We start from the raw sequence: 19,288 nt of genomic DNA on the forward strand, positions 1-19,288 counted from the left end.
ATACAGGATGCACATCACACCGTATTTGCTCTGAATTTAGGCGGGAACAGTCCTTAATCTGCGGCACCGCACAAAAAGGCAACGTCTTCGCCGGAATTGACTTGGGGTTGGGGTTATATGGCAGGTCATCAGCGGGTCGTACGCCTGCGCCGGACATACAATCAATGGGTCGCAAACCAGACCCTGGAAGATTACGCCCTCCGCTTCACGGCAAAGAGCGGACGGCGCTGGTCCGCCGTGCGCGTGGCCAACACCGCGCTTGGAGCCATTTCGTTCCTTGCCCTGGAAGCCATCGGCGCGTCGATCACTCTGAACTACGGCTACACCAACGCAGTCTCGGCCATCATGTGTGTGGCCATGCTGATCTTCATCACCGGCCTGCCGATTTCCTACTATGCCGTCAAGTATGGGGTCGACATCGATCTCCTCACCCGCGGAGCAGGCTTCGGCTATATCGGCTCCACGGTCACCTCGCTGATCTATGCCAGTTTCACCTTCATCTTCTTCGCCCTGGAAGCCGCCATCATGGCGACGGCGCTGGAACTCTTCCTCGGCATTCCGCTCAATATCGGCTATCTGATCTGCTCCCTCGTGATCATCCCGCTGGTGATCTACGGCATCACCCTGATCAGCCGGCTGCAGGTCTATACCCAGCCGCTTTGGGTGGTTCTCCAGATCCTGCCGTTCCTGTTTCTCGCCTGGCAAGGCATCGCCCCTTTCGAGAAATGGCAGTCCTTCACCGGCCGGTTCGGAGAGGAAAGCGGCTCCTTTAACGTGCTGCTCTTCGGTTCTGCCAGCGCCGTGGTCTTTTCGCTGATCGCCCAGATCGGCGAGCAGGTGGACTTCCTGCGCTTTCTACCGCGCGAACGGCGCGGCAAGCGGGTAAAATGGTGGCTGGCCCTGCTTGCGGCAGGCCCCGGCTGGATCGTGATAGGTGCCTTGAAGCTGCTGCTGGGCTCGTTTCTGGTGGTGCTCGCCCTATCGAATGGTGTCGCGCCCAATCTCGCGGTCGAGCCGACTCACATGTATCTGGTCGCCTTCAAGCAGATGGCTTCTCCAGAGGTGGCCATGGCGCTCACCGGCGTTTTCGTCATCGTCTGCCAGATAAAGATCAACGTCACGAATTCCTATGCCGGGTCCATTGCCTGGTCGAATTTCTTCTCCCGCCTGACCCACAGCCATCCGGGCCGGGTGGTCTGGCTGGTCTTCAACGTGGTGATTGCGCTGCTTCTGATGGAGCTCGGCGTCTACAAGGCGCTGGACCGGACACTGGGCCTCTATTCCATTGTCGCCGTTGCCTGGATCGGCGCGATCTTCGCTGATCTGGTGATCAACAAGCCGCTGGGGCTCAGCCCGCCCCATATCGAATTCAAGCGGGCGCATCTTTATGACGTCAACCCGGTCGGCCTCGGCTCCATGACCATCGCCAGCCTTCTGGCGCTTATCGCTTACTCCGGCGTTCTGGGTGATATTCCCCGCGCCTTCGCCAGCTATATCGCGCTTGCCAGCGCCATCCTTCTGGCGCCGCTGATCGCTTACGCCACCAAGGGCCGGTATTATCTCGCCCGCAAAGAAGAGCCGTTCCTGACCCCGGAAGGCACGGCTCCGGCCATGCTCAAGTGCTGCATTTGCGAGCACAGTTTCGAGACCGAGGACATGGCCCATTGCCCTGTCTACACTGGCCCGATCTGTTCCCTGTGCTGCTCGCTGGATGCCCGCTGCGAGGACGACTGCAAGAAGGAAGCCCGCCTTGCCGATCAGTTGAAGGTCTTCTTCAAGACAATTCTGCCGGAAACCATCGCTGCAAAGCTTGCCTCCCGGCTCGGCCTCTATCTCGGCATCATGCTGATCGTCGCCCTTGCCCTCGGCGGCATTTTGTCCTTTGTCTATTTCCATACCGAACCTGGAACCATAGCCGGATCCCGGCTCGGCATAGGCCAGGCGCTCACTCAGGTCTTCTTCATTCTCCTGATCATCTCCGGCGTCATGGCATGGCTGTTCGTTCTGGTTCACGAGAGCCGCCAGGTCGCCAATGAGGAAACCCGGCGACAGACCAGCCTCCTTATGCGGGAAATCCGCGCCCATAGCCGCACGGACAAGAAGCTGCAAAAGGCCAAAGAAGCTGCAGAAGCGGCCAATCAGGCCAAGAGCCGGTATCTGATCGGTATCTCTCACGAACTGCGCTCTCCTTTGAACGCGATCTCCGGCTACGCCCAGTTGATCCAGCGGGATCCAGATATTCCCGCCCGAAGGCGCGATGCGATCAAGGTGATCCGCCATTCCTCGGACCATCTGGCCGGACTGATCGAAGGGCTTCTCGACATTTCCAAGATCGAGGCCGGTCACCTGACGATCTACCGCGATAGGTTCAACCTTCAGGATTTCCTGACCCAGATCGTCGACATGTTCCGCCTTCAGGCGGATGCCAAGTCCATCGAGTTCCGCTTCCTGCCGTCCGGCAACCTGCCAATCCACGTCTATGGCGATGAAAAACGCTTGCGCCAGGTGCTGATCAACCTCCTGTCCAACGCCATCAAGTGGACCCATTCCGGCAGCGTCACCCTGAAGGTCGGCTATCAGAATCAGGTCGCTGAATTCTCGGTGATCGACACAGGGATCGGCATTGCGGAACCGGATCTGGAGCGCATCTTCATTCCCTTCGAGCGGGTCGAAACACCCGAGAGCAGCGCCATTCCCGGCACCGGGCTTGGGCTTGCAATCACCAAGCTGCTCACGGAAGTCATGGGTGGAGAGATTGGCGTGGAAAGCCGGCTGGGCAGCGGCAGCACTTTCAAGGTCCGCCTGCTTCTATCCGCAGCCCAGACACCTGAGCGGCCCGCGCCGGTGGAAAAACGGATCCACGGCTATGAGGGAGCGACCCAGACCATCATGGTCGCTGACGATGATCCGGCCCAGCGCAACCTGCTTAGAGAGCTTCTGGTTCCCCTCGGCTTCAAGGTCGTCACCGTGCCCAACGCACGGGCCTGCCTTGAACTGGCCGCCGAAGAACTGCCGGAAGTCTTCCTTCTGGACATCAGCATGCCCGGCATGTCCGGCTGGGAGCTGGCCCGCCGGCTCCGTCAGTCCGGCCATGGCGCGGCCGTCATCATCATGATTTCCGCCAGCGCCGATGAGCGCGGGCGGGATCCGGTCCACCGGATCTTCCACGACGATTACCTGGTCAAACCCTTCCAGCTAAAAGAGCTTCTGGAGCGGCTGCAACACCATCTGAAGATCGTCTGGCGCACGGGCGAGCGTGAGGAAGAGCACCCCCAGCCCCCCTCCGCGCCTCTGTTTGACCGCGAAACCCTGCCCTCTGCGGAGAGCCTGAAAATGCTCAGACAGCTGAGCCAGATGGGGCACATCCGGGGCGTCCGGGAGAAACTCGACGATATCGAGCGGCATCAGCCTCAATCCGCTGCCTTTGTCGCGCATCTGCGCGGCCTCGTCAGCGAGTTCGACATCAAACGCTATGAACAGCTTCTGGAGACAGTTGAGAATGATGATGATTGTTTCTAGTCCAAGCGACACAGTGCTGGTGGTGGATGACACCCCCTCATCCCTCGGGATGCTCACCCATTCGCTCGAAGAAGCCGGCTACACCGTGCTGGTTGCCCCCGATGGGCAGCGGGCGCTGGACATTGCCTCGCGGATCACGCCCAACGCGATCCTGATGGATGCGGTGATGCCGAACCTCGACGGGTTTGAAACCGTCAAGCGGTTGAAGCGCATGGAGGACGTCCAGAACGTTCCCGTGATCTTCATGACCGGACTAAGCGACACGGAGAATATCGTCCGCGGCCTGGAGGCAGGCGGTGTGGATTACGTGACCAAGCCGGTCAACACAGAAGAGCTTCTGGCCCGCCTGCGTGTCCACATTGCCAATGCCCGCAATGCCAACAGCGCCCATCTGGCGCTGGACGTGTCGGGCCGGTTTCTTCTCTCCGTCAATTCCTCGGGAAAGGTCTGCTGGCACACGCCGCAGGCCCGGACCCTTCTGGGTCTCGACCGGCATGCGGAAGAACAGGACCTTGCGTCCGCCTTCGTTCTGCCCCAGGCAACCCTCGAATGGCTCCGTGCTTCCATTACGTCCAGCGCGGCGGCCCGGCCTGCCGACATTGAGGATCACTTCATCGAACTGGACGGCACGGGCCTGCGCTTTACCTATGTCGGCGCGATCTCCTCAAACGAATATCTGCTGCGGGTCGCGAAGGGATCCCGGGTGGCAGGCAGCGATGCCCTGCGCCAGGAGTTCAGCCTGACAGAGCGGGAGGCAGAGGTGCTGACCTGGATCGCCAGCGGCAAGTCGAACAAGGAAATCGCCAGCATTCTCGACATGAGCCCGCGCACGGTGAACAAGCATCTTGACCGGATCTTCGCCAAGCTGGGCGTCGAAAACCGGACAGCTGCGGCGATACTGTCCCTGAAGAAACTGCTGGACTGAGGCGGCCCTTTGCGCAGAGGTTACCTCCCGCGTCCATCCCTTAAGCGTGTCGGAACGTCGCCATAGCGGGTCTTGAAGGCTGTGGTAAAGCTGCCCTGGGTCTTGTATCCGGCAAGCAAGGCGGCCTCGTTGACACTGATCCTGTCCCGCAACAGAGCCTCCCTCGCCTTGTCGAGCCGGGAGCCTCTGACGAAGTCGAAAACCGTTTCCCCGAATTGCTCCCGGAACTGCCGCTGAAGGGATCTGACGCTCGTTCCCGTTTCGCGGGCAATGCGGTCGATATGGAGCTCTTCGTCCAAATGAGCGATCAGAAAGCTCCGGACCTTTTCCATCTGAACCCGCACATTGCGCGATTGCTTCAAGGCGCCTGCCATGCTGTCCTTACCGATCCGCTGGCAAACGGCAAGCATCATGTCCAGCCCGCGCGCGGAGAGATAGAGTTCACGCATTTCCCCGGTCAGCCACTTAGGCGGCTGGGAGATCTGGTTGCACAGAGCGAGCACATCCGGCCCCGGCTCCCAGACCAGATGGTTGAGATGACCCGACATGAAATCCGCAAGTTCGCTGCTCCGCGCGCCCTTTTCCACCTCCATTTCCTCCAGCCAGGTGACAGGTGAGACGATGGAGACCTTGCTCAGTGGCTTCGCCGTTCCGCGCAGCAGCTGGATTTCCGTTTCCCGGTCGAGCACAAAGGTCAGCGCCTTGGGACAGCAGGACGCGCCATGGCCCGCGTCAATGTCGAAATAGGCGCCATCGAGCCAGAAACTCTGCTGACCCTCGAGAAAGACAAAGGTTTCCAGCTTCGGACGGACACGGGAGCATTTGACCGTCTCAATGCTCGTCTGCGGCCAGAAAGCAGATGCAGCCTGTACAAGCTTGCGGGGGTGGCCGGGCGCCGGCGCTACCTTCCTGTTCATCGGGATACTCCTGGGCACGAAGCTGCAGCATCATCGGAATTTTGGCGCGCGCAGCGAAATTTTTGGCATTCACGCCACGGCAGCCCCATCGACATCACCTGCTCCCTCCTTCTAATACATGAATTATTAAGTCAAGTTTAAACCGGCGCGCTGTGGCTCCCTGTCACAGACGACGGACAGCACCCGACAGGATCGAAATGGCCCGCCTTACGACCGCCCTCACTGCCGCTCACATGGCCACCACCGTCAGTCTTCTCGCCGTATCGGCAGCACATGCGCAGGACGAAACCGTTACCAAACTGGACGCGATCAGCGTTCAGGGCCTCTCCGAGCAGGGGGACGGTCCGGTTGATGGATATGTCGCCACGCGCAGCCGGGCTGGCACAAAGACAGATACGCCTCTATCAAAGACCCCCCAGGCCGTATCGGTGGTGCCGAGCCAGCAGATCGAGGATCAGGCTGCAACGTCGGTTTCAGAAGCCCTGCGCTATTCATCAGGCGTATCGACCGAGTATCGCGGGTCGTCCAATTTCTCGGATGAGATGTATATTCGTGGCTTCGGCTACGTCCCGCGCTATGTGAATGGCCTGTCGTTCGGACTTGGTTCACTGGGTAAGATCGACCCATATCTCCTTGAACGTGTTGAAGTTCTACGTGGCCCCTCATCGATTCTTTATGGCCAGGCGAGTCCCGGCGGCATCGTTAATCTGGTGACAAAGCGCCCGACCGGCGAGACCAAGCGTGAAGCGGAAGTTTTCGTTGGAACGGATGCCAAGGTTGGGGCAGCCTTCGACCTGCAAGGTGTCTTCGACCCGGACGGCGTCTGGAGTTACCGGCTTGTGGGAACTGCGGAACGGTCTGACCTTGAAGAGAACAAGCTGAGTGAAGAGGGGTTCTCGATCTCACCAAGCCTTCGCTGGGCACCAACCGGCGACACGTCACTCACCCTTTCAACGATTTTCACCCACCAGCCCAAAGCTGGTTTCCGGAATTTCCGCGAGGCGGCAGGCACCCTTTACGCTACCTCCTATGGCTTAATCCCGAACGACTTCCTTGTCAGCGATCCGGACTTCGAAGAGTACCGGAGCACGCAATTCCAGGTGGGGTATGAGTTTGAGCATCGCTTCAACGACATCTTCACCTTCCGGCAGAATGCCGCTTATAACATCATCGACACTTATCATCAGACCCTGACCTGGGGCAGCCTGCAGGCGGATGAAAAGACCATCACCCGCACTGCCAGCGGCGGCTCAACTGATCTGAACCAGTTCGTGATCGACAACCAGCTGCAGAGCGAGTTCCGGACCGGCGCTTTTGACCACACACTTCTGACCGGATTCGACTTCAAGCATTCCAGCAAGAACTACCAATGGGGCTATAACTTCAGCACCCCGAGCATCGACTGGACGGCCCCCTCTTACGGCGTTGGCAATCTGGCTCTGACCGACCGCCAAAGCGACTATGTCACCACGGCCTCGCAGGCTGGCCTCTATGTTCAGGATCAGATCGAATTCGGGAAGCTGACCGTCAGCCTCGGCGGCCGCTACGACTGGGCAGACACGGAAACGGACAACCTTCTCGCTGCGGACACGTCCTATTATGACAGCGCATTCTCGGGGCGCGCGGGAGCGATCTACAACTTCGACAACGGAATTTCGCCCTATATCAGCTATTCAACGTCTTTCGAGCCCTCTCTGGATGTCGATCACAACAACCAGCCGCTTGATCCGGTGACCGCACAGCAGTTGGAGGCCGGGGTCAAATATGCTCCAGAAAACCTTCCGTTCCAGGTCTATGCGTCTGTCTTCCAGATCTATCAGCAGAACCGCTCGTCAACAGATCCCGTCACGAACGAGATCTTCCAGACCGGCGAAATCCGCAGCCGCGGGGTCGAGATCGAAGGCCACGCTCAGATTACCGAAAACCTGTCTCTGGTCGCTTCCTACACGTTTGTGGACGCAGAAGTGACCGAGGATGAAGACAGCAGCAAGATTGGTCTCAAAGTGGACCGCGTACCGGAACATCAGGCCAATCTCTGGGGCAAGTATGAGTTCCATGACGGCATGCTGAACGGTTTCGGCATCGGTGCGGGCGTCCGCTACATTGGCGAAAGCACGGACCGCACGAATGCGCTGACGGTTCCGGCTGTAACACTGTTCGATGCTATGGCCAGCTACGACTTCGGCGCCCGGACGGACAAGCTGGACGGAGTGAAGCTTCAGATCAACGCCTCGAACCTGATGGACAAGCGCTACACCGCCAGCTGCGCCTCCAAATATGCCTGCTGGTACGGCGCAGGCCGAACCGTCATGGCGAAGCTCAAGTACAGCTGGTAACGGCCATGAAACAGCCCGCAGCGGTTCGCCTCAGGACCGGCCTCAAACGAGCGGCGGCAGCGTGCCTTACAGGCACGCTTACCCTGGCCTGCTGGCAGGTGCAGGCCAGTGCCGCCCCTCAGACCTCCTCAGCCAAACGTCCTGGTACGGGGAGAATGGAACAAGACCTTTCAAAAATGCCCGAAATTACAAGCCTGGCCGATGGTCAGGAGAATGTTGTCTGGAATGCCCGGATCCCTGACGGCGGGCAGGCCTCCCGTCTTCCCTTGCATGTCAAAGCAGGCACCTATCTCGCCGGGAAACTGATCGATCCCGCAGCTGGCGCGACGCTGGACCTGATTGACGCTGAAGGACGGCATCTGCGCCGGCTTGCCAGCGAAAAGACAGGGCAATTGGCTTTTTATCTGCTTGTTCCCGAAGGTGCCGCCTATCTGGCTGCAATGGGTCCCTCTTCCGGCCTGGCGATTGAGATCAGCCGGAATCTCGTGCCTGACCAGCCCCGGCAGGAGAGCAATTCCTCTTCTTTTCTCAGTCCCCGCATGGCAGCTCTCTCGCAAACCCTCGCGGAAGGTGGCTCAACGACGACATTCTGGGAAGAGGCAGCCCGCTCAGGAACGCCGCTTGTCGAGCAAGGGAAAGACGGCGAACCGGTCATCACATTCCTCTACCGGGGCGCTGCGGATGGTGTGCGGATCCTGGGTGCACCGTCTTCCGACCACGATCCCATGATGCGGCTAGGACAGTCGGACGTCTGGTACCGCAGTTACAGCGTTCCGCCGGACACCCGTCTGTCCTACAGACTGGCCCCGGATGTTCCTGCCGTTCCCGGGAGCTTCTGGGAGCGGCGCGTTGCCATTCTGGCCACCGCACAGGAGGATCCGCTGAACCGTCATCCCTGGCCGGAAGACGGGATAGACGTCTATGCCCGGAAGTCCAAGCTGGAACTGCCAGAAGCCCCGGCACAGCCCTATGTGGCGGAGCGGCAAGACGTTGCGAAGGGAACTCTCGAAGAGTTCACCTTCACCAGCCTCACGCTGGAGAACAGCCGCAAGATTACCCTCTACCGGCCTGCGGATTTCGATCCTGCAGATCCCCTCACCCTGTTGCTGGTAACATTTGACGGCAAGGCCTATCAAACGGACATTCCTGTTCCGGTCATCCTCGACAACATGCAGGCCGATCGCGCCCTGCCGCAGACAGCCGCTATCCTGATTTCCAACCCAGACATGGAAACCCGGTCAAGAGAGCTGCCGGGAAATCCGGAGTTCGCAAGGGTAGTTGCTCAGGAGATCCTTCCAGAAGCTTTGAGCAGGCTAGGGCTGACCGCCTCACCGGAGCGCACCGTCCTTGCCGGATCCAGCTTTGGCGGGATTGCGTCCACCCGGACCGCCCTCGCCTATCCGGAGGTTTTCGGGAACGTCATTTCCTTGTCCGGCTCATATTGGTGGAGCCCGGCGGGTACTCCCGTGACCGATCAGGAATACACCGCCCGCCAGGTTGCAGATGCGCCGCGCGCGCCGGTGCGTGTTTTCCTCACTGCGGGTCTGTTTGAATCAGGCCAGAAGTCCTCTCCAGACATTCTGAGCACAAACAGGCATCTGCGCACCGTCATGAAAGCCAAGGGATACGACGTGCGCTTACGCGAATATGCAGCCTCCCACGATTACCTTTATTGGCGCGGTGCGTTGTCTGACGGGCTGGAAGCACTGTTTCCCGATCACGGTACACACGACTAAAGCCATCACACCGCTCACATCCCATCAGGAGAAAAGCCAAGGCCATGTATATCGTTGAGACAACGGTCCAGACAGCCTCAGCTACGAAATACCTCCAGCAGCTGTGCAAACACTTTACGCACAAGGTGCCGGCGGCCTGGACCCAGGAAGCAGGCAGTGTGACCTTCCCCTATGGCGATTGCATCATGCACGCCAGGGACAACGCCTTGCACATCCAGTGTCAAACACATGACGCGGAGAATGTTGCGCTGCTGAAAGACGTCATCGGCTCCCATCTGCGGCAATTCGCCTGGCGCGAGACGCTCCAGCTTGTCTGGCAGGAAACCAGGGCGTCCTGTCCGCTATCTACCTGATCTTGCTTTCCAGAAGTTCACCCCAGCGCTCGAAGGAATTCCAAAATGCTCAAATCACTCCTTGGCACTGCCGCAGCGCTGCTCGCGCTCGGGCAAGTGGCTTTTGCTATCGAGCTGACAGATGTTGCCGGCAGAAAGATCGAACTCGACAAACCTGCGCAGACCGTCGTTCTTGGTGATGGCCGCGTGGTCACCGCGCTTGCCCTTCTCGACCGGGACAATCCAGTGGCGCGCGTCGAGGCGATCCTGTCCGATCTGCAGCAGAACGATCCCGTGCTCCTGTCCTATTTGAAGGAGCACTATCCCAAGACAGCCGCTATTCCGATGATCAAGGGAGTGGAGACCGGCGCCTCCGCAGAGGCGGTGATTGCGCTGAAACCCGATGCAGCAATCCTCAGCCTTTCGGGCCACGGGCCAAGCATCACGGACACGGAGTTCGTCGAGCATCTCGAGGCTGCCGGGATCAAGGTGTTCTTTATCGACTTCCGCCAGGACCCGCTGAACAACACGACCGCGTCCATAGAACTGATGGGAAAGGTGATCGGACGGGAACAGGAAGCCGAAGAGTTCTCGCGCTTTTACAACGAGCGCAAGGACAGGATCGTCAACCGCCTTGCCGGGTATACAGGGGAGCGGCCCACGGTTTTCCTGCAGGCGCATATCGGCCGGTTCGAATGCTGTGTCGCCATGGCCCATGGCATGCTCGGACCTTTTGTCGAGGTGGCTGGCGGCCGCAACGTTTCATCGGAGGCCGTTTCCAGCCCGGTTGGACGGCACATGCTTGAGTTCCTGATCGGTGCAAACCCGGATATCTGGATAGGCACCGCCTCTGGAACACAGCAGGAATATGAGGCAGGCCATCCGTTTGCCGTTCTCGGCATGCATGTCGATGAAGATCTTGCCCGCCGCTCTGCCAGAACCGCCATCGACAGCGCAGGCATCGGCATTCTCGACGCTGTCCGGAACGGACGGGCCTATACGATCTGGCACGGCTTCTACAATTCGCCGTTCAACATCTATGCGCTGGAAGTTTTTGCCAAGTGGTTCCATCCGGATCTCTTCGCAGATATCGACCCGGAAGCGACCTTCGCCGAAGTTCACCGGCGCTTCCTGCCTATGGATACCAAGGGCCTCTACTCGGTCAGGGTCGCCGAATAACCGCCAATGCCGTCAGACGAGCGCTGTGCGGGAATACCCGATATTCCCGCAGATCTTACAGGCAACTGCGGGAGGGCCGGACGTGAAAGAGCCGGAAAGCTGTGAGCTTTCCGGCTCTTTTGTTTTGTCAGGCGCTGGCTGCCTCCGCATCCCCCGGAGGTGTTTCCATCGGGGTGGTCTTCTTGGGACCCGGGATCCGGAACCAGGCAATATAGAGAGCTGGAAGGAACAGCAGCGTGATCATGGTACCGGCCAGAATGCCGCCCATCATCGCATAGGCCATTGGGCCCCAGAAGATCTCCCGGGAGATCGGGATCATGGCCAGCGATGCCGCCGCCGCCGTCAGCATGATGGGTCGCATGCGGTGCACGGTTGCCTCGAACACGGCCTGCCATGGCTCGACGCCTTCCTTGCGCAGATCTTCGATCTGCACGACCAGAATGACCGAGTTCCGGATCAGGATGCCGATCAGCGCCAGAACACCGAGCAGCGCCACGAAGCCGAGCGGCGCACCGCTCGGCACGAGAGCTGCCACCACCCCGATCAGCCCCAGCGGCGCTACAGCGATCACCAGGAACAGGCGCTGGAAGCTCTGAAGCTGCAGCATCAGGATCGTCAGCATGACGAAGACCATCAAGGGAGCAACGGCGGCAATCGGCCCCTGGGACTTGGCGCTTTCTTCCACGGCACCACCGGTCGCGATGGAGTAGTCCGGTGGAAGCTTTGCCTGAATTGCCGCGATGTCCTTCTCAAGCTTGGCGACAACCGTTGCGGGCTGCACGTCGCCCGTGATTCCGGCCATGACCGTCACCGTGGGCTGGCGGTCGCGCCGCCAGATGACAGGCTGCTCCATCTCGTAACGGACGTTCGCTATAGCTGCGAGCGGCACCGAGGAATTGCCGGAAGTTGGCAATTGCAGCTGCTGGATCGTCTGGATCGAATGCCGTTCGTCACTATCTGCACGCGCCACGACGTTCACCAGATAGATCGAATCCGGGATGCTGGTGACCGTGGTGCCCCCAACGATGCCGTTCAGCTGGTTGGCGATGTCACTGGAGCTGATGCCGAGCTGGCGCGCCTTGTCCTGCAGAACATCAATCTTCAGCACCCGGCCCGGCTCGTTCCAGTCATAGACCACACTTGTCACGTTTTCGTTCTGGCCAGCGGCCCCGGCAACTTCACGCGCATAATTGAGGACCTTCGCCACATCCGGTCCGCTGACGCGATACTGGACGGGACGCCCCACCGGAGGCCCGAGTTCCAGGGTCTTCACATAAGCGTCGATGCCGACGAAATTCTCCCGGAGAATCTTCTTCAGATGGTCCTGGACAAGGTTCCGCTCCTCAAGCCCCTTTGTGACAATGACCACCTGACCGAAGTTCGGCTGCGGCATTTTCACATCATAGGACAGCAGGAAGCGCACCGCGCTCTGGCCGACATAGGTCGACCAGTGATCGATATCCTCTTCCTGCTTGAGATACTCCTCGAACCGCACCATCTGGTCCCGCGTATCGGCGATGGAAGCATTCTGCGGCAAGGTGAAGTCCACAATCAGTTCCGGCCTGTCGGAGGGCGGGAAGAACTGCTGCTGCACAAGTGCCATGCCTGCAATCGAGAGGCCGAAGATACCGATCGTAAGGATGATCGTGATCCAGCGGAACCGCATGGCGAGCCGGAGCAGGCCTTCAAACGCGCTGCCAAACCGGCCCTTTTTCTCGTGGTGGGCCTTCATTGTCTTTGGCAGGAAGGTCACCCCAAGCAGCGGCGCGAAAAGCACGGCGACGATCCAGGACAGGATCAGCGAGATGGCAATCACGACGAACAGGGTGAAGGTGAACTCCCCAGCCGCACTGTTATTGAGGCCGACGGGGATAAAGCCCGCGATGGTCACCAGTGTGCCGGTCAGCATCGGAAAAGCCGTGGATGTGTACACATGGGTTGCCGCCTTGCTCAGCGGGTCGCCCCGCTCCAGCCGCGCCACCATCATTTCCACCGCGATCATCGCGTCATCCACCAGAAGTCCAAGGGCGATGATCAACGCGCCCAGCGAAATCCGTTGGAGCGAAATCCCCAGGTATTCCATGAAGATGAACGTCATGGCCAGAACCAGCGGGATGGACAGGGAAACCACGAAACCGGCACGCAGACCCAGGCTGATGAAGCTGATCGCAAGAACGATGGCGACAGCTTCGAAGAGTGCCTTGGTGAAGCCGCCCACGGCCTCCTCCACCACCTTCGGCTGATCGGCGACCTGATGGACGCCGACGCCGACCGGCAGATCCGCTATGGCCTTGCGCAGCTCCTCATCCAGCGCTTCGCCGAAGTCCAGCAGGTTCGCTCCGACGCGCATGCCGACGGCCAAACCGATGGCTGGCTTGCCATTGTACCGGAAAAGATCGGACGGTGGATCCTCGTAGCCACGGGTCACCTTGGCAATGTCGCTCAGACGGAAGAAACGCCCATCAATACGCAGATTGACGTTCTCGAAGTCCTTTTCGTTCCGGAACTGGCCATCGACCCGGAGGCTGATCCGCTCAGGTCCGGCCTGGACAACGCCGGAAGGCACAACGGCATTCTGCTCCTGCAAGGTCGCCAGAACGCTGTCGCTGGTGATACCCATGGCCGCAAGCTTGCGGGTGGAGAACTCCAGATAGATCACCTCATCCTGGGCACCGAGAAGCTCGATCTTGCCGGTATTGGGCACGGTGTAGAACCGGCTGCGCACGCCTTCCACATAGTCACGCAGCTGGCGGAAGCTGATGCCATCCGCCGTAAAGGCGTAGACATTGCCGTAAACATCGCCGAACTCGTCATTGTAGAACGGCCCGAGTGTTCCGGAGGGAAACTCGGTGGCAATGTCAGCCATCATATTGCGGACGAGCTGCCAGGTAGGCTTCACGTCCTTGGCCTTGGTCGTGGCGAGCAGGTTGACCATCACGATGGAAGACCCCGGGCGGGTCAGGCTCTTCGTGTAGTCGAGAGACGGGATCTCCTGCAGCTTCTTCTCAATCCGGTCCGTGATCTGGCTGAGGGTTTCCTCTGTCGAGGCCCCTGGCCACTGGGCCGTCACGAGCATGGTCTTGATGACGAAGTTCGGGTCTTCCTCACGGCCAAGGTTCACATAGGACATAAGCCCTGCGGCCACGGAGACGATCATGAAGTACCACATGAGCGAGCGGTGATTGATCGCCCAGTCCGAAAGATTGAACTTTTTCATAGTTCCGGCTCCCCGCCGAGATAAACTTTTTGCCCGGACTCCAGGCTGTGAACACCGGCAGTTACGATCTTCTGCCCCGGCATCACGCCATTCACCGCAACAAACTCTCCGGCGGACTTCCGCCCCACGGTCACGGCAACCTTCTCAACCGTCATCGACGCCTCGTCGATCCGCCAGACGTAGGTCTTGCCATCCTCTTCCAGCAGCGATGTCATTGGCAGGGTGATAACCTCGTCACTTGCATCGTTTGAGCGCAACGTCACCAGAGCTCCGAGACGGAAGTTTTCCGGCGGGTTCTCCAGCGTCATCCGGACACGTTGTGTTCGGGTCGCGCTGGTTGCCTGGGGAGCAACCTCCCGGATTTCCGCTTTAACCCCTGGCCCTTTCACAGTTTGCAGGAAGGCCTCGAAGCTCTTGCCCCGCAGCTGGGTGACGAGTGCTTCGGGCACATCCACAACCGCATCGCGCGCATCAAGACGCGCAATGCTGACAACAGTCTGACCGGCGCTGACCACCTGGCCGACGCTGGCATCTGTTGCCGTCACAATGCCATCGAACGTCGCAGTCAGCCGGGTGAAACCAAGCTGTTCGCGCGCCTTGTGCAAATCTGCCTCGGCGCTATCGACATTCGCTTCCGCGGTTTTGCGGCTTTGTTCAGCCGTGTCGAGAGAAGCCTTGGATGAAACGCCGTTCTTCGCCAGCGCCTGAAGGCGTTTCTCGGACCCTTCCGCATTGGCAAGCTGTGCCTTGGCCGCAGACAGGCTGGCTTCGGCCACTCTCACTGCAAACTCCAGACTTGCAGGATCAAGAAGAGCAATCTGCTGCCCTTCCTCGACCTCGTCACCGACATTGACGGAACGGCTGATCATTCTTCCCAGCACCTGGAATCCCAGATCCGTGGTGTAACGCGGCTCTACAGTGCCGGTGAATTGTGCCTCTTCAGGCCATTTCTTTTCTGCCGTTGTGAAAAGGACAGGCCGTACCGGATCGGGTACCGCCTGCTCCTCTTGACCACATGCCGTCAGGAGCGCGAGCGAAAGCAGCGCTGCGCAGCGAAAACCACGGGACATCATTCCGCCTCCTGCAGCACGGTCTCGACCTTGAGACCGGGATAGAGATACTGCCCGCCAGCCGTCACAACGATCTCTCCGTCGCTCAGACCATCTCCAAGCAGGATCCGGTTGTTGTCATAACGGGAGACCATAACCTTCCGCAGGCTGACCCGGCTTGTCTGCGGGTCCACGACCCAAACGGCAGGGTCGTCATCCTGCGAACTCAGCGAGCTCCAGGGCAGGATGACGGTTCGTTCCTCGCGGAAACGGGCTGCACCGGAAATGGGAGCCCCGAGCGTCATGCCCTCGGGCGGATTCAGGATCGACAGCTTCACCCGCACCGACCCGGTCGCCGGATCAATGGTGGGCGAGATTTCCCGCAGATGTCCGGTCGCCTTCACGCCCGGGTCGGATACCAGCCAGATCGAAAAGTCACTTCCTTCCAGATCATTCGAAAGCAGCCCCTCATAGACCTGAAACACGGCGTCCCGGTCTCCATCGCGGGCAATGGAAAAAACCTTCTCACCCGGCTGAACCACTTGTCCGGCCTCGGCAGAGCGTTCTGTGATGACACCGGCTTCCTCGGCCCTCAGGATTGTCTCGTCCAATGTCTTTTCCGCATCTGCGAGCCGCGCTTTGGCACCTTCCAGATTGCCTTGCGCAACCCGATAGTCCTGTTCAGCGGAATCATAGTCGCTGCGGGTGGTGAACCCCTTGGACAGCAGCGCCTTCTGGCGGTCCAAAGAGAGAGAGGCGTTGGTCAGGATTGCCGAGGAAGAGGCCACGGACGCACGGGCGGCATCCAGATCCGACTTCTGCTGCTGGAGGTCCAGCCTGGCAAGGATCTGCCCCTTGATGACATGATCCCCCACGCCGGCCAGACGCTCGCTAATCCTGCCCGCGACCCGGAAGGCAATGTCATTGTGGTAGCGCGCGTCCACTTCGCCGGTCAAAACGAGCTCCGGGGTGTAGCCGACCTGCTCGACTTTCTGCACCTTGACGACCGCGAGAGGCTCGGCAGTTGCCGCAAACGGCAGGAGGGCGCCGCAGCTGATCACCGCCACTTTAAGAAATGCGGGAAAAATCTTTAGTTTCATTACCTGTGCAACCCCCGTCCACCTGCCTGGGAAGGAAAGCAAATACTGCCCCATCAGATCTGGGATCCATGTTAGTGACTGACTAGTTAGTCAATAAGAGACTTGATGGCAAGAGCTCTTCGCGCTAGACCCTATCATACAAAGACAGATCCACATGACCGTGTGTCGTCAGGAGACCTTGTCCGGACTGGAGACATAGATGACCGCAAGGCGGCGCAAGGCAGAACGCCCCGGAGAAATCCTGGAAGCGGCGTTTGAGGAGTTTTCCAGGAATGGATTTGCCGCGACGCGGCTTGATGATATCGCCGCGCGGGCGAACGTCACCAAGGGCACGATCTACGTCTATTATAGCAACAAAGAAGTGCTGTTCGAGACAATGGTCCGGGAATTGATGACGCCGGTCATTGCCGAAGTCGATGACCTGATGACGATGCAAGCGAACGATGCGGAGGAAGTTCTCCGGGCGTTCATGAAATTCATCTACACGAATGTTGCGGCAGACCGCCAGTGCCGGGAGCTCATGCGGCTTCTGCTTCTGGAAACCGAGCGGTTTCCGCATTTGACCCATGAGCATTACACAAAATTCGTCAATCCGATGCTCGCAAAGTTGCAGGACTGCCTGAATGATCTCGCCGCGAAGGGGCTGATCCGGAGCGCGCCCGCTCTCGCATTGCCGGAGCTTTTTTCTGGCCCGGCGGTAGCATTGAACGTCTGGCGCCTGTTGTTTCCCTTCACATCAGAGATCAATACGGATCAGCACATGGAAGCTTCCCTCGATCTGTTTCTCAACGGGCTGCTGCCCCGGACCTGATCCCGTTCGCCCACGGTTTCTCCTCCTGCCTGATATCGTCAGGCGCCGGGCAGCCACCCGTCATAGAACGCATGACCGGGCGCAAGAGGCAGACTGACAACCCTTTTTTCCCGCGCGGACACATAAATAGCCGTAATCAGCTCGATGGAATGCTCACCCTCTTCCATCGTTGTCAGGTAAAGGGCTTCTTTTCCGTTCAGAACCGCATGAATATCCGTGAAAAATCCAAGGAATCGTGCGGGTGGCTCGGCGGCCGACGCAACCACCTGATCGATCTCGGCTTGCCGCGCAGGATTTGTTGCTTCAAAGGTCCAGGGCCCTTCACCGATCCGGTAAGGATGCACACCCGACGTCGCGGTGACATGTTCGAAGCAGGCGCGGAACCTGGACGAACTGCCCGCAGAACCCAAGGTGACCGATGAAGTCACCAGCGCCCCCGCCACCGTGCGCATGATGATGGCCGCACAGTCTTCCGTCTCGATCGGATTGACCCGCGTGTCGACAAGGGCTGAAACCTCGGCGACATTGCCCGCCAGATGGGTCATCAGATTATGCGCGTGGCAGGCATGGGACACGATCGCGCCGCCCATTTCCCCCGCCCAGGTTCCCCGCCAGCGCTCCAGATAATAGTCCGCGCCGCGCTGCCAATGGGTTTCGAGCGAAAGTGTATAGGGTTTGCCGAGAAGCCCGCGCATTTTCAGCTCATGCATGGCGCGATAGCCCCCGCCATAGCGGTACTGGAAGACCGGAAAGACCCGCTTGCCCGTCCGGGCCGCAACCGCCTTCATCTTCTGCACATCGTCGATGGAGCCGGCGAGCGGCTTTTCACAGACCGCATGCTTGCCCGCCTCCTGCGCGGCCAGTGTCATTTGCGCATGAAGCTGGGGCGGCAGGCAGATGTCGACCAGATCAATCTCCGGATCTGCGCAAACCTGCTCAAAGCTCGTGACCGCCTTGGCGCCTGGCGCAAGCTGGGCCGCTTCAGCAGCCCGGACCGGGTTGAGGTCACACACCGCACGAACCTCGAACAACTCGGGCAATTCGGCATAGGCCGAAACGTGAGCTTTGCCGATACCTGCCCCAATGACGGCAACCCGGACCTTGCTGCTCATCGGCCGCACTCCAGTTCGGCTATCCTCTGAGCCTGAAGCGCCAGTCCGGTTGCCAGAAAGGCATGGGCCTGGGTCATCGCCGTTTCCGTCCGCTCCGCGACATCCCGTGCCAGGGCAGAATAAAAAGGCCTGCCGGAACCGGTGGCGTCGAAATGCTCCACGCCGGTGCTGTCCGCCAGGAATACGTGATTGCCGCCGGGACGGCCGGCGATGTCGATATATTTGCGCATCTCGATGGTGCCTTCGGTGCCGAGAATCATCATCCGGCCATCCCCCCAGACCGGCAGGCCATGAGGGGTGAGCCAGTCAACCCGCGCATAGCCCCGTCCGCCATTGCCTTCCAGGAGGGCTTCGCCGAAGTCCTGAAATTCCGGACGGTCCGGATTGGCGGTATTTCCCACATGAGCAGAGACCACGCGGGCCTCCGTGGAGCCGGTGAAATGCAGGAACTGGTCGAACTGGTGAGCGCAGATGTCCGTGAGGATGCCGCCGGTCTGCTCCCGGCTCCAGAACCAGTCGGGACGCAAATGGGCATTTAACCGGTGCGGGCCGAAACCGACCGTCTGGACCACTTTGCCGATCCGCCCTTCCCCGATCAACCGGTCGGCCAGCGCCGTGCTCTCCACGCCGACGCGCTCTGAAAAGGAAACGATCCAGCGGCGCCCGGTCCGGACGGCTGTGGCCTTTAGCGCCTCGAGCTGCTCAAGGCTGGTGCAGCCCGGCTTGTCGACCAGCACATCCTTGCCGTGCTCCATAGCAGCAATTGCGGCATTTGCCCGCTCGCTGGAGACCGAGGCACTGAGGATAAGACTGATACTCTCGTCTTCGAGGATCGCCGCCTGCTCCCGCTCGGGAACACCCGGCCATTTCTCAGCCGCCATCCTCCGGTCGGCCTGCGGTGTGCCACTGCCCGTGCACCAGGCGGCAAGCTCCACTCCCGCCGCCCGCATGTGGTCCACCATGCCGTAGATATGCCCGTGATCGATACCGATCACACCCATTCGCAGAGAACCTGCCATGACAAGACTGCCTGTCTGAAAGACGTTTGGTTGAGT

The 19,288-nt window shown here is 59.8% G+C and carries 13 protein-coding genes; 7 read left to right on the top strand and 6 right to left on the bottom strand.

Going from position 1 to position 19,288, the window contains the following annotated elements:
• The first annotated feature begins 117 nt into the window (after positions 1–117).
• Both IG616_RS20255 and IG616_RS20260 read left to right on the top strand, forming a co-directional pair.
• A complete protein-coding gene (locus IG616_RS20255) occupies positions 118–3,519 on the top strand; it encodes a hybrid sensor histidine kinase/response regulator (RefSeq protein WP_192150301.1) in 3,402 nt (1,133 codons plus the stop codon).
• Positions 3,503–4,444 (top strand): response regulator transcription factor, encoded by a 942-nt coding sequence (locus IG616_RS20260; protein ID WP_192150417.1) that lies wholly within the window; start codon positions 3,503–3,505, stop codon positions 4,442–4,444. Before IG616_RS20255 ends, IG616_RS20260 begins: the two co-directional genes overlap by 17 nt.
• 20 nt (positions 4,445–4,464) lie before the next feature.
• Here the strand turns inward: IG616_RS20260 and IG616_RS20265 are convergent, their stop codons facing one another.
• Positions 4,465–5,361 (bottom strand): helix-turn-helix domain-containing protein, encoded by an 897-nt coding sequence (locus IG616_RS20265; protein WP_192150303.1) that lies wholly within the window; start codon positions 5,359–5,361, stop codon positions 4,465–4,467.
• A 197-nt stretch (positions 5,362–5,558) separates the two neighbouring features.
• Here IG616_RS20265 and IG616_RS20270 point away from each other — a divergent pair, with 197 nt between their 5' ends.
• The 4 genes from IG616_RS20270 to IG616_RS20285 all read left to right on the top strand — a co-directional run bounded on the left by IG616_RS20270 (position 5,559) and on the right by IG616_RS20285 (position 10,944).
• On the top strand, positions 5,559–7,697 hold the full coding sequence (locus tag IG616_RS20270; RefSeq protein ID WP_192150304.1) for a TonB-dependent siderophore receptor: 2,139 nt from the start codon (positions 5,559–5,561) through the stop codon (positions 7,695–7,697).
• Positions 7,698–7,873: 176 nt separating this feature from the next.
• Entirely contained in the window at positions 7,874–9,433 is a 1,560-nt protein-coding gene (locus IG616_RS20275; RefSeq protein ID WP_192150306.1) for an alpha/beta hydrolase-fold protein, read from the top strand.
• A gap of 44 nt (positions 9,434–9,477) precedes the next feature.
• Positions 9,478–9,786 (top strand): DUF2218 domain-containing protein, encoded by a 309-nt coding sequence (locus tag IG616_RS20280; RefSeq protein WP_192150308.1) that lies wholly within the window; start codon positions 9,478–9,480, stop codon positions 9,784–9,786.
• Between the two features lie 45 nt (positions 9,787–9,831).
• Positions 9,832–10,944: an ABC transporter substrate-binding protein gene (locus IG616_RS20285; protein WP_192150310.1), complete on the top strand. Its 1,113-nt coding sequence runs from the start codon at positions 9,832–9,834 to the stop codon at positions 10,942–10,944.
• A 127-nt stretch (positions 10,945–11,071) separates the two neighbouring features.
• Here IG616_RS20285 and IG616_RS20290 read toward each other — a convergent pair whose 3' ends face one another.
• From IG616_RS20290 to IG616_RS20300, 3 genes are read right to left on the bottom strand one after another with little or no spacing between them, the layout of a single operon-like run.
• On the bottom strand, positions 11,072–14,161 hold the full coding sequence (locus IG616_RS20290) for an efflux RND transporter permease subunit (protein ID WP_192150312.1): 3,090 nt from the start codon (positions 14,159–14,161) through the stop codon (positions 11,072–11,074).
• Positions 14,158–15,231 (bottom strand): efflux RND transporter periplasmic adaptor subunit, encoded by a 1,074-nt coding sequence (locus tag IG616_RS20295; RefSeq protein WP_192150314.1) that lies wholly within the window; start codon positions 15,229–15,231, stop codon positions 14,158–14,160. The genes IG616_RS20290 and IG616_RS20295 overlap by 4 nt, the downstream gene beginning before the upstream one ends.
• Positions 15,231–16,310, bottom strand: coding sequence for an efflux RND transporter periplasmic adaptor subunit (locus IG616_RS20300; protein WP_192150316.1), 1,080 nt, complete (start codon positions 16,308–16,310; stop codon positions 15,231–15,233). Before IG616_RS20300 ends, IG616_RS20295 begins: the two co-directional genes overlap by 1 nt.
• Before the next feature lie 199 nt (positions 16,311–16,509).
• Between IG616_RS20300 and IG616_RS20305 the strand changes: the two genes are divergently transcribed.
• Positions 16,510–17,121: a TetR/AcrR family transcriptional regulator gene (locus tag IG616_RS20305; protein ID WP_192150318.1), complete on the top strand. Its 612-nt coding sequence runs from the start codon at positions 16,510–16,512 to the stop codon at positions 17,119–17,121.
• A 38-nt stretch (positions 17,122–17,159) separates the two neighbouring features.
• Here the strand turns inward: IG616_RS20305 and IG616_RS20310 are convergent, their stop codons facing one another.
• A complete protein-coding gene (locus IG616_RS20310) occupies positions 17,160–18,233 on the bottom strand; it encodes a Gfo/Idh/MocA family protein (RefSeq protein ID WP_192150320.1) in 1,074 nt (357 codons plus the stop codon).
• The gene (locus IG616_RS20315) at positions 18,230–19,252 is read right to left on the bottom strand and encodes a Gfo/Idh/MocA family protein (protein WP_192150322.1); all 1,023 of its coding nucleotides are present in this window, start codon (positions 19,250–19,252) and stop codon (positions 18,230–18,232) included. The genes IG616_RS20310 and IG616_RS20315 overlap by 4 nt, the downstream gene beginning before the upstream one ends.
• Positions 19,253–19,288: the final 36 nt, after the last annotated feature.

This window comes from Roseibium litorale, from assembly GCF_014842915.1.
Taxonomy (GTDB): Bacteria; Pseudomonadota; Alphaproteobacteria; order Rhizobiales; family Stappiaceae; genus Roseibium; species Roseibium litorale.

Coding starts and splice junctions, on each gene's coding strand:
- IG616_RS20255 (WP_192150301.1), top strand. CDS start 118: ATGGCAGGTCATCAGCGGGTCGTACGCCTGCGCCGGACATACAATCAA.
- IG616_RS20260 (WP_192150417.1), top strand. CDS start 3,503: ATGATGATTGTTTCTAGTCCAAGCGACACAGTGCTGGTGGTGGATGAC.
- IG616_RS20265 (WP_192150303.1), bottom strand. CDS start 5,361: ATGAACAGGAAGGTAGCGCCGGCGCCCGGCCACCCCCGCAAGCTTGTA.
- IG616_RS20270 (WP_192150304.1), top strand. CDS start 5,559: ATGGCCCGCCTTACGACCGCCCTCACTGCCGCTCACATGGCCACCACC.
- IG616_RS20275 (WP_192150306.1), top strand. CDS start 7,874: ATGCCCGAAATTACAAGCCTGGCCGATGGTCAGGAGAATGTTGTCTGG.
- IG616_RS20280 (WP_192150308.1), top strand. CDS start 9,478: ATGTATATCGTTGAGACAACGGTCCAGACAGCCTCAGCTACGAAATAC.
- IG616_RS20285 (WP_192150310.1), top strand. CDS start 9,832: ATGCTCAAATCACTCCTTGGCACTGCCGCAGCGCTGCTCGCGCTCGGG.
- IG616_RS20290 (WP_192150312.1), bottom strand. CDS start 14,161: ATGAAAAAGTTCAATCTTTCGGACTGGGCGATCAATCACCGCTCGCTC.
- IG616_RS20295 (WP_192150314.1), bottom strand. CDS start 15,231: ATGTCCCGTGGTTTTCGCTGCGCAGCGCTGCTTTCGCTCGCGCTCCTG.
- IG616_RS20300 (WP_192150316.1), bottom strand. CDS start 16,310: ATGAAACTAAAGATTTTTCCCGCATTTCTTAAAGTGGCGGTGATCAGC.
- IG616_RS20305 (WP_192150318.1), top strand. CDS start 16,510: ATGACCGCAAGGCGGCGCAAGGCAGAACGCCCCGGAGAAATCCTGGAA.
- IG616_RS20310 (WP_192150320.1), bottom strand. CDS start 18,233: ATGAGCAGCAAGGTCCGGGTTGCCGTCATTGGGGCAGGTATCGGCAAA.
- IG616_RS20315 (WP_192150322.1), bottom strand. CDS start 19,252: ATGGCAGGTTCTCTGCGAATGGGTGTGATCGGTATCGATCACGGGCAT.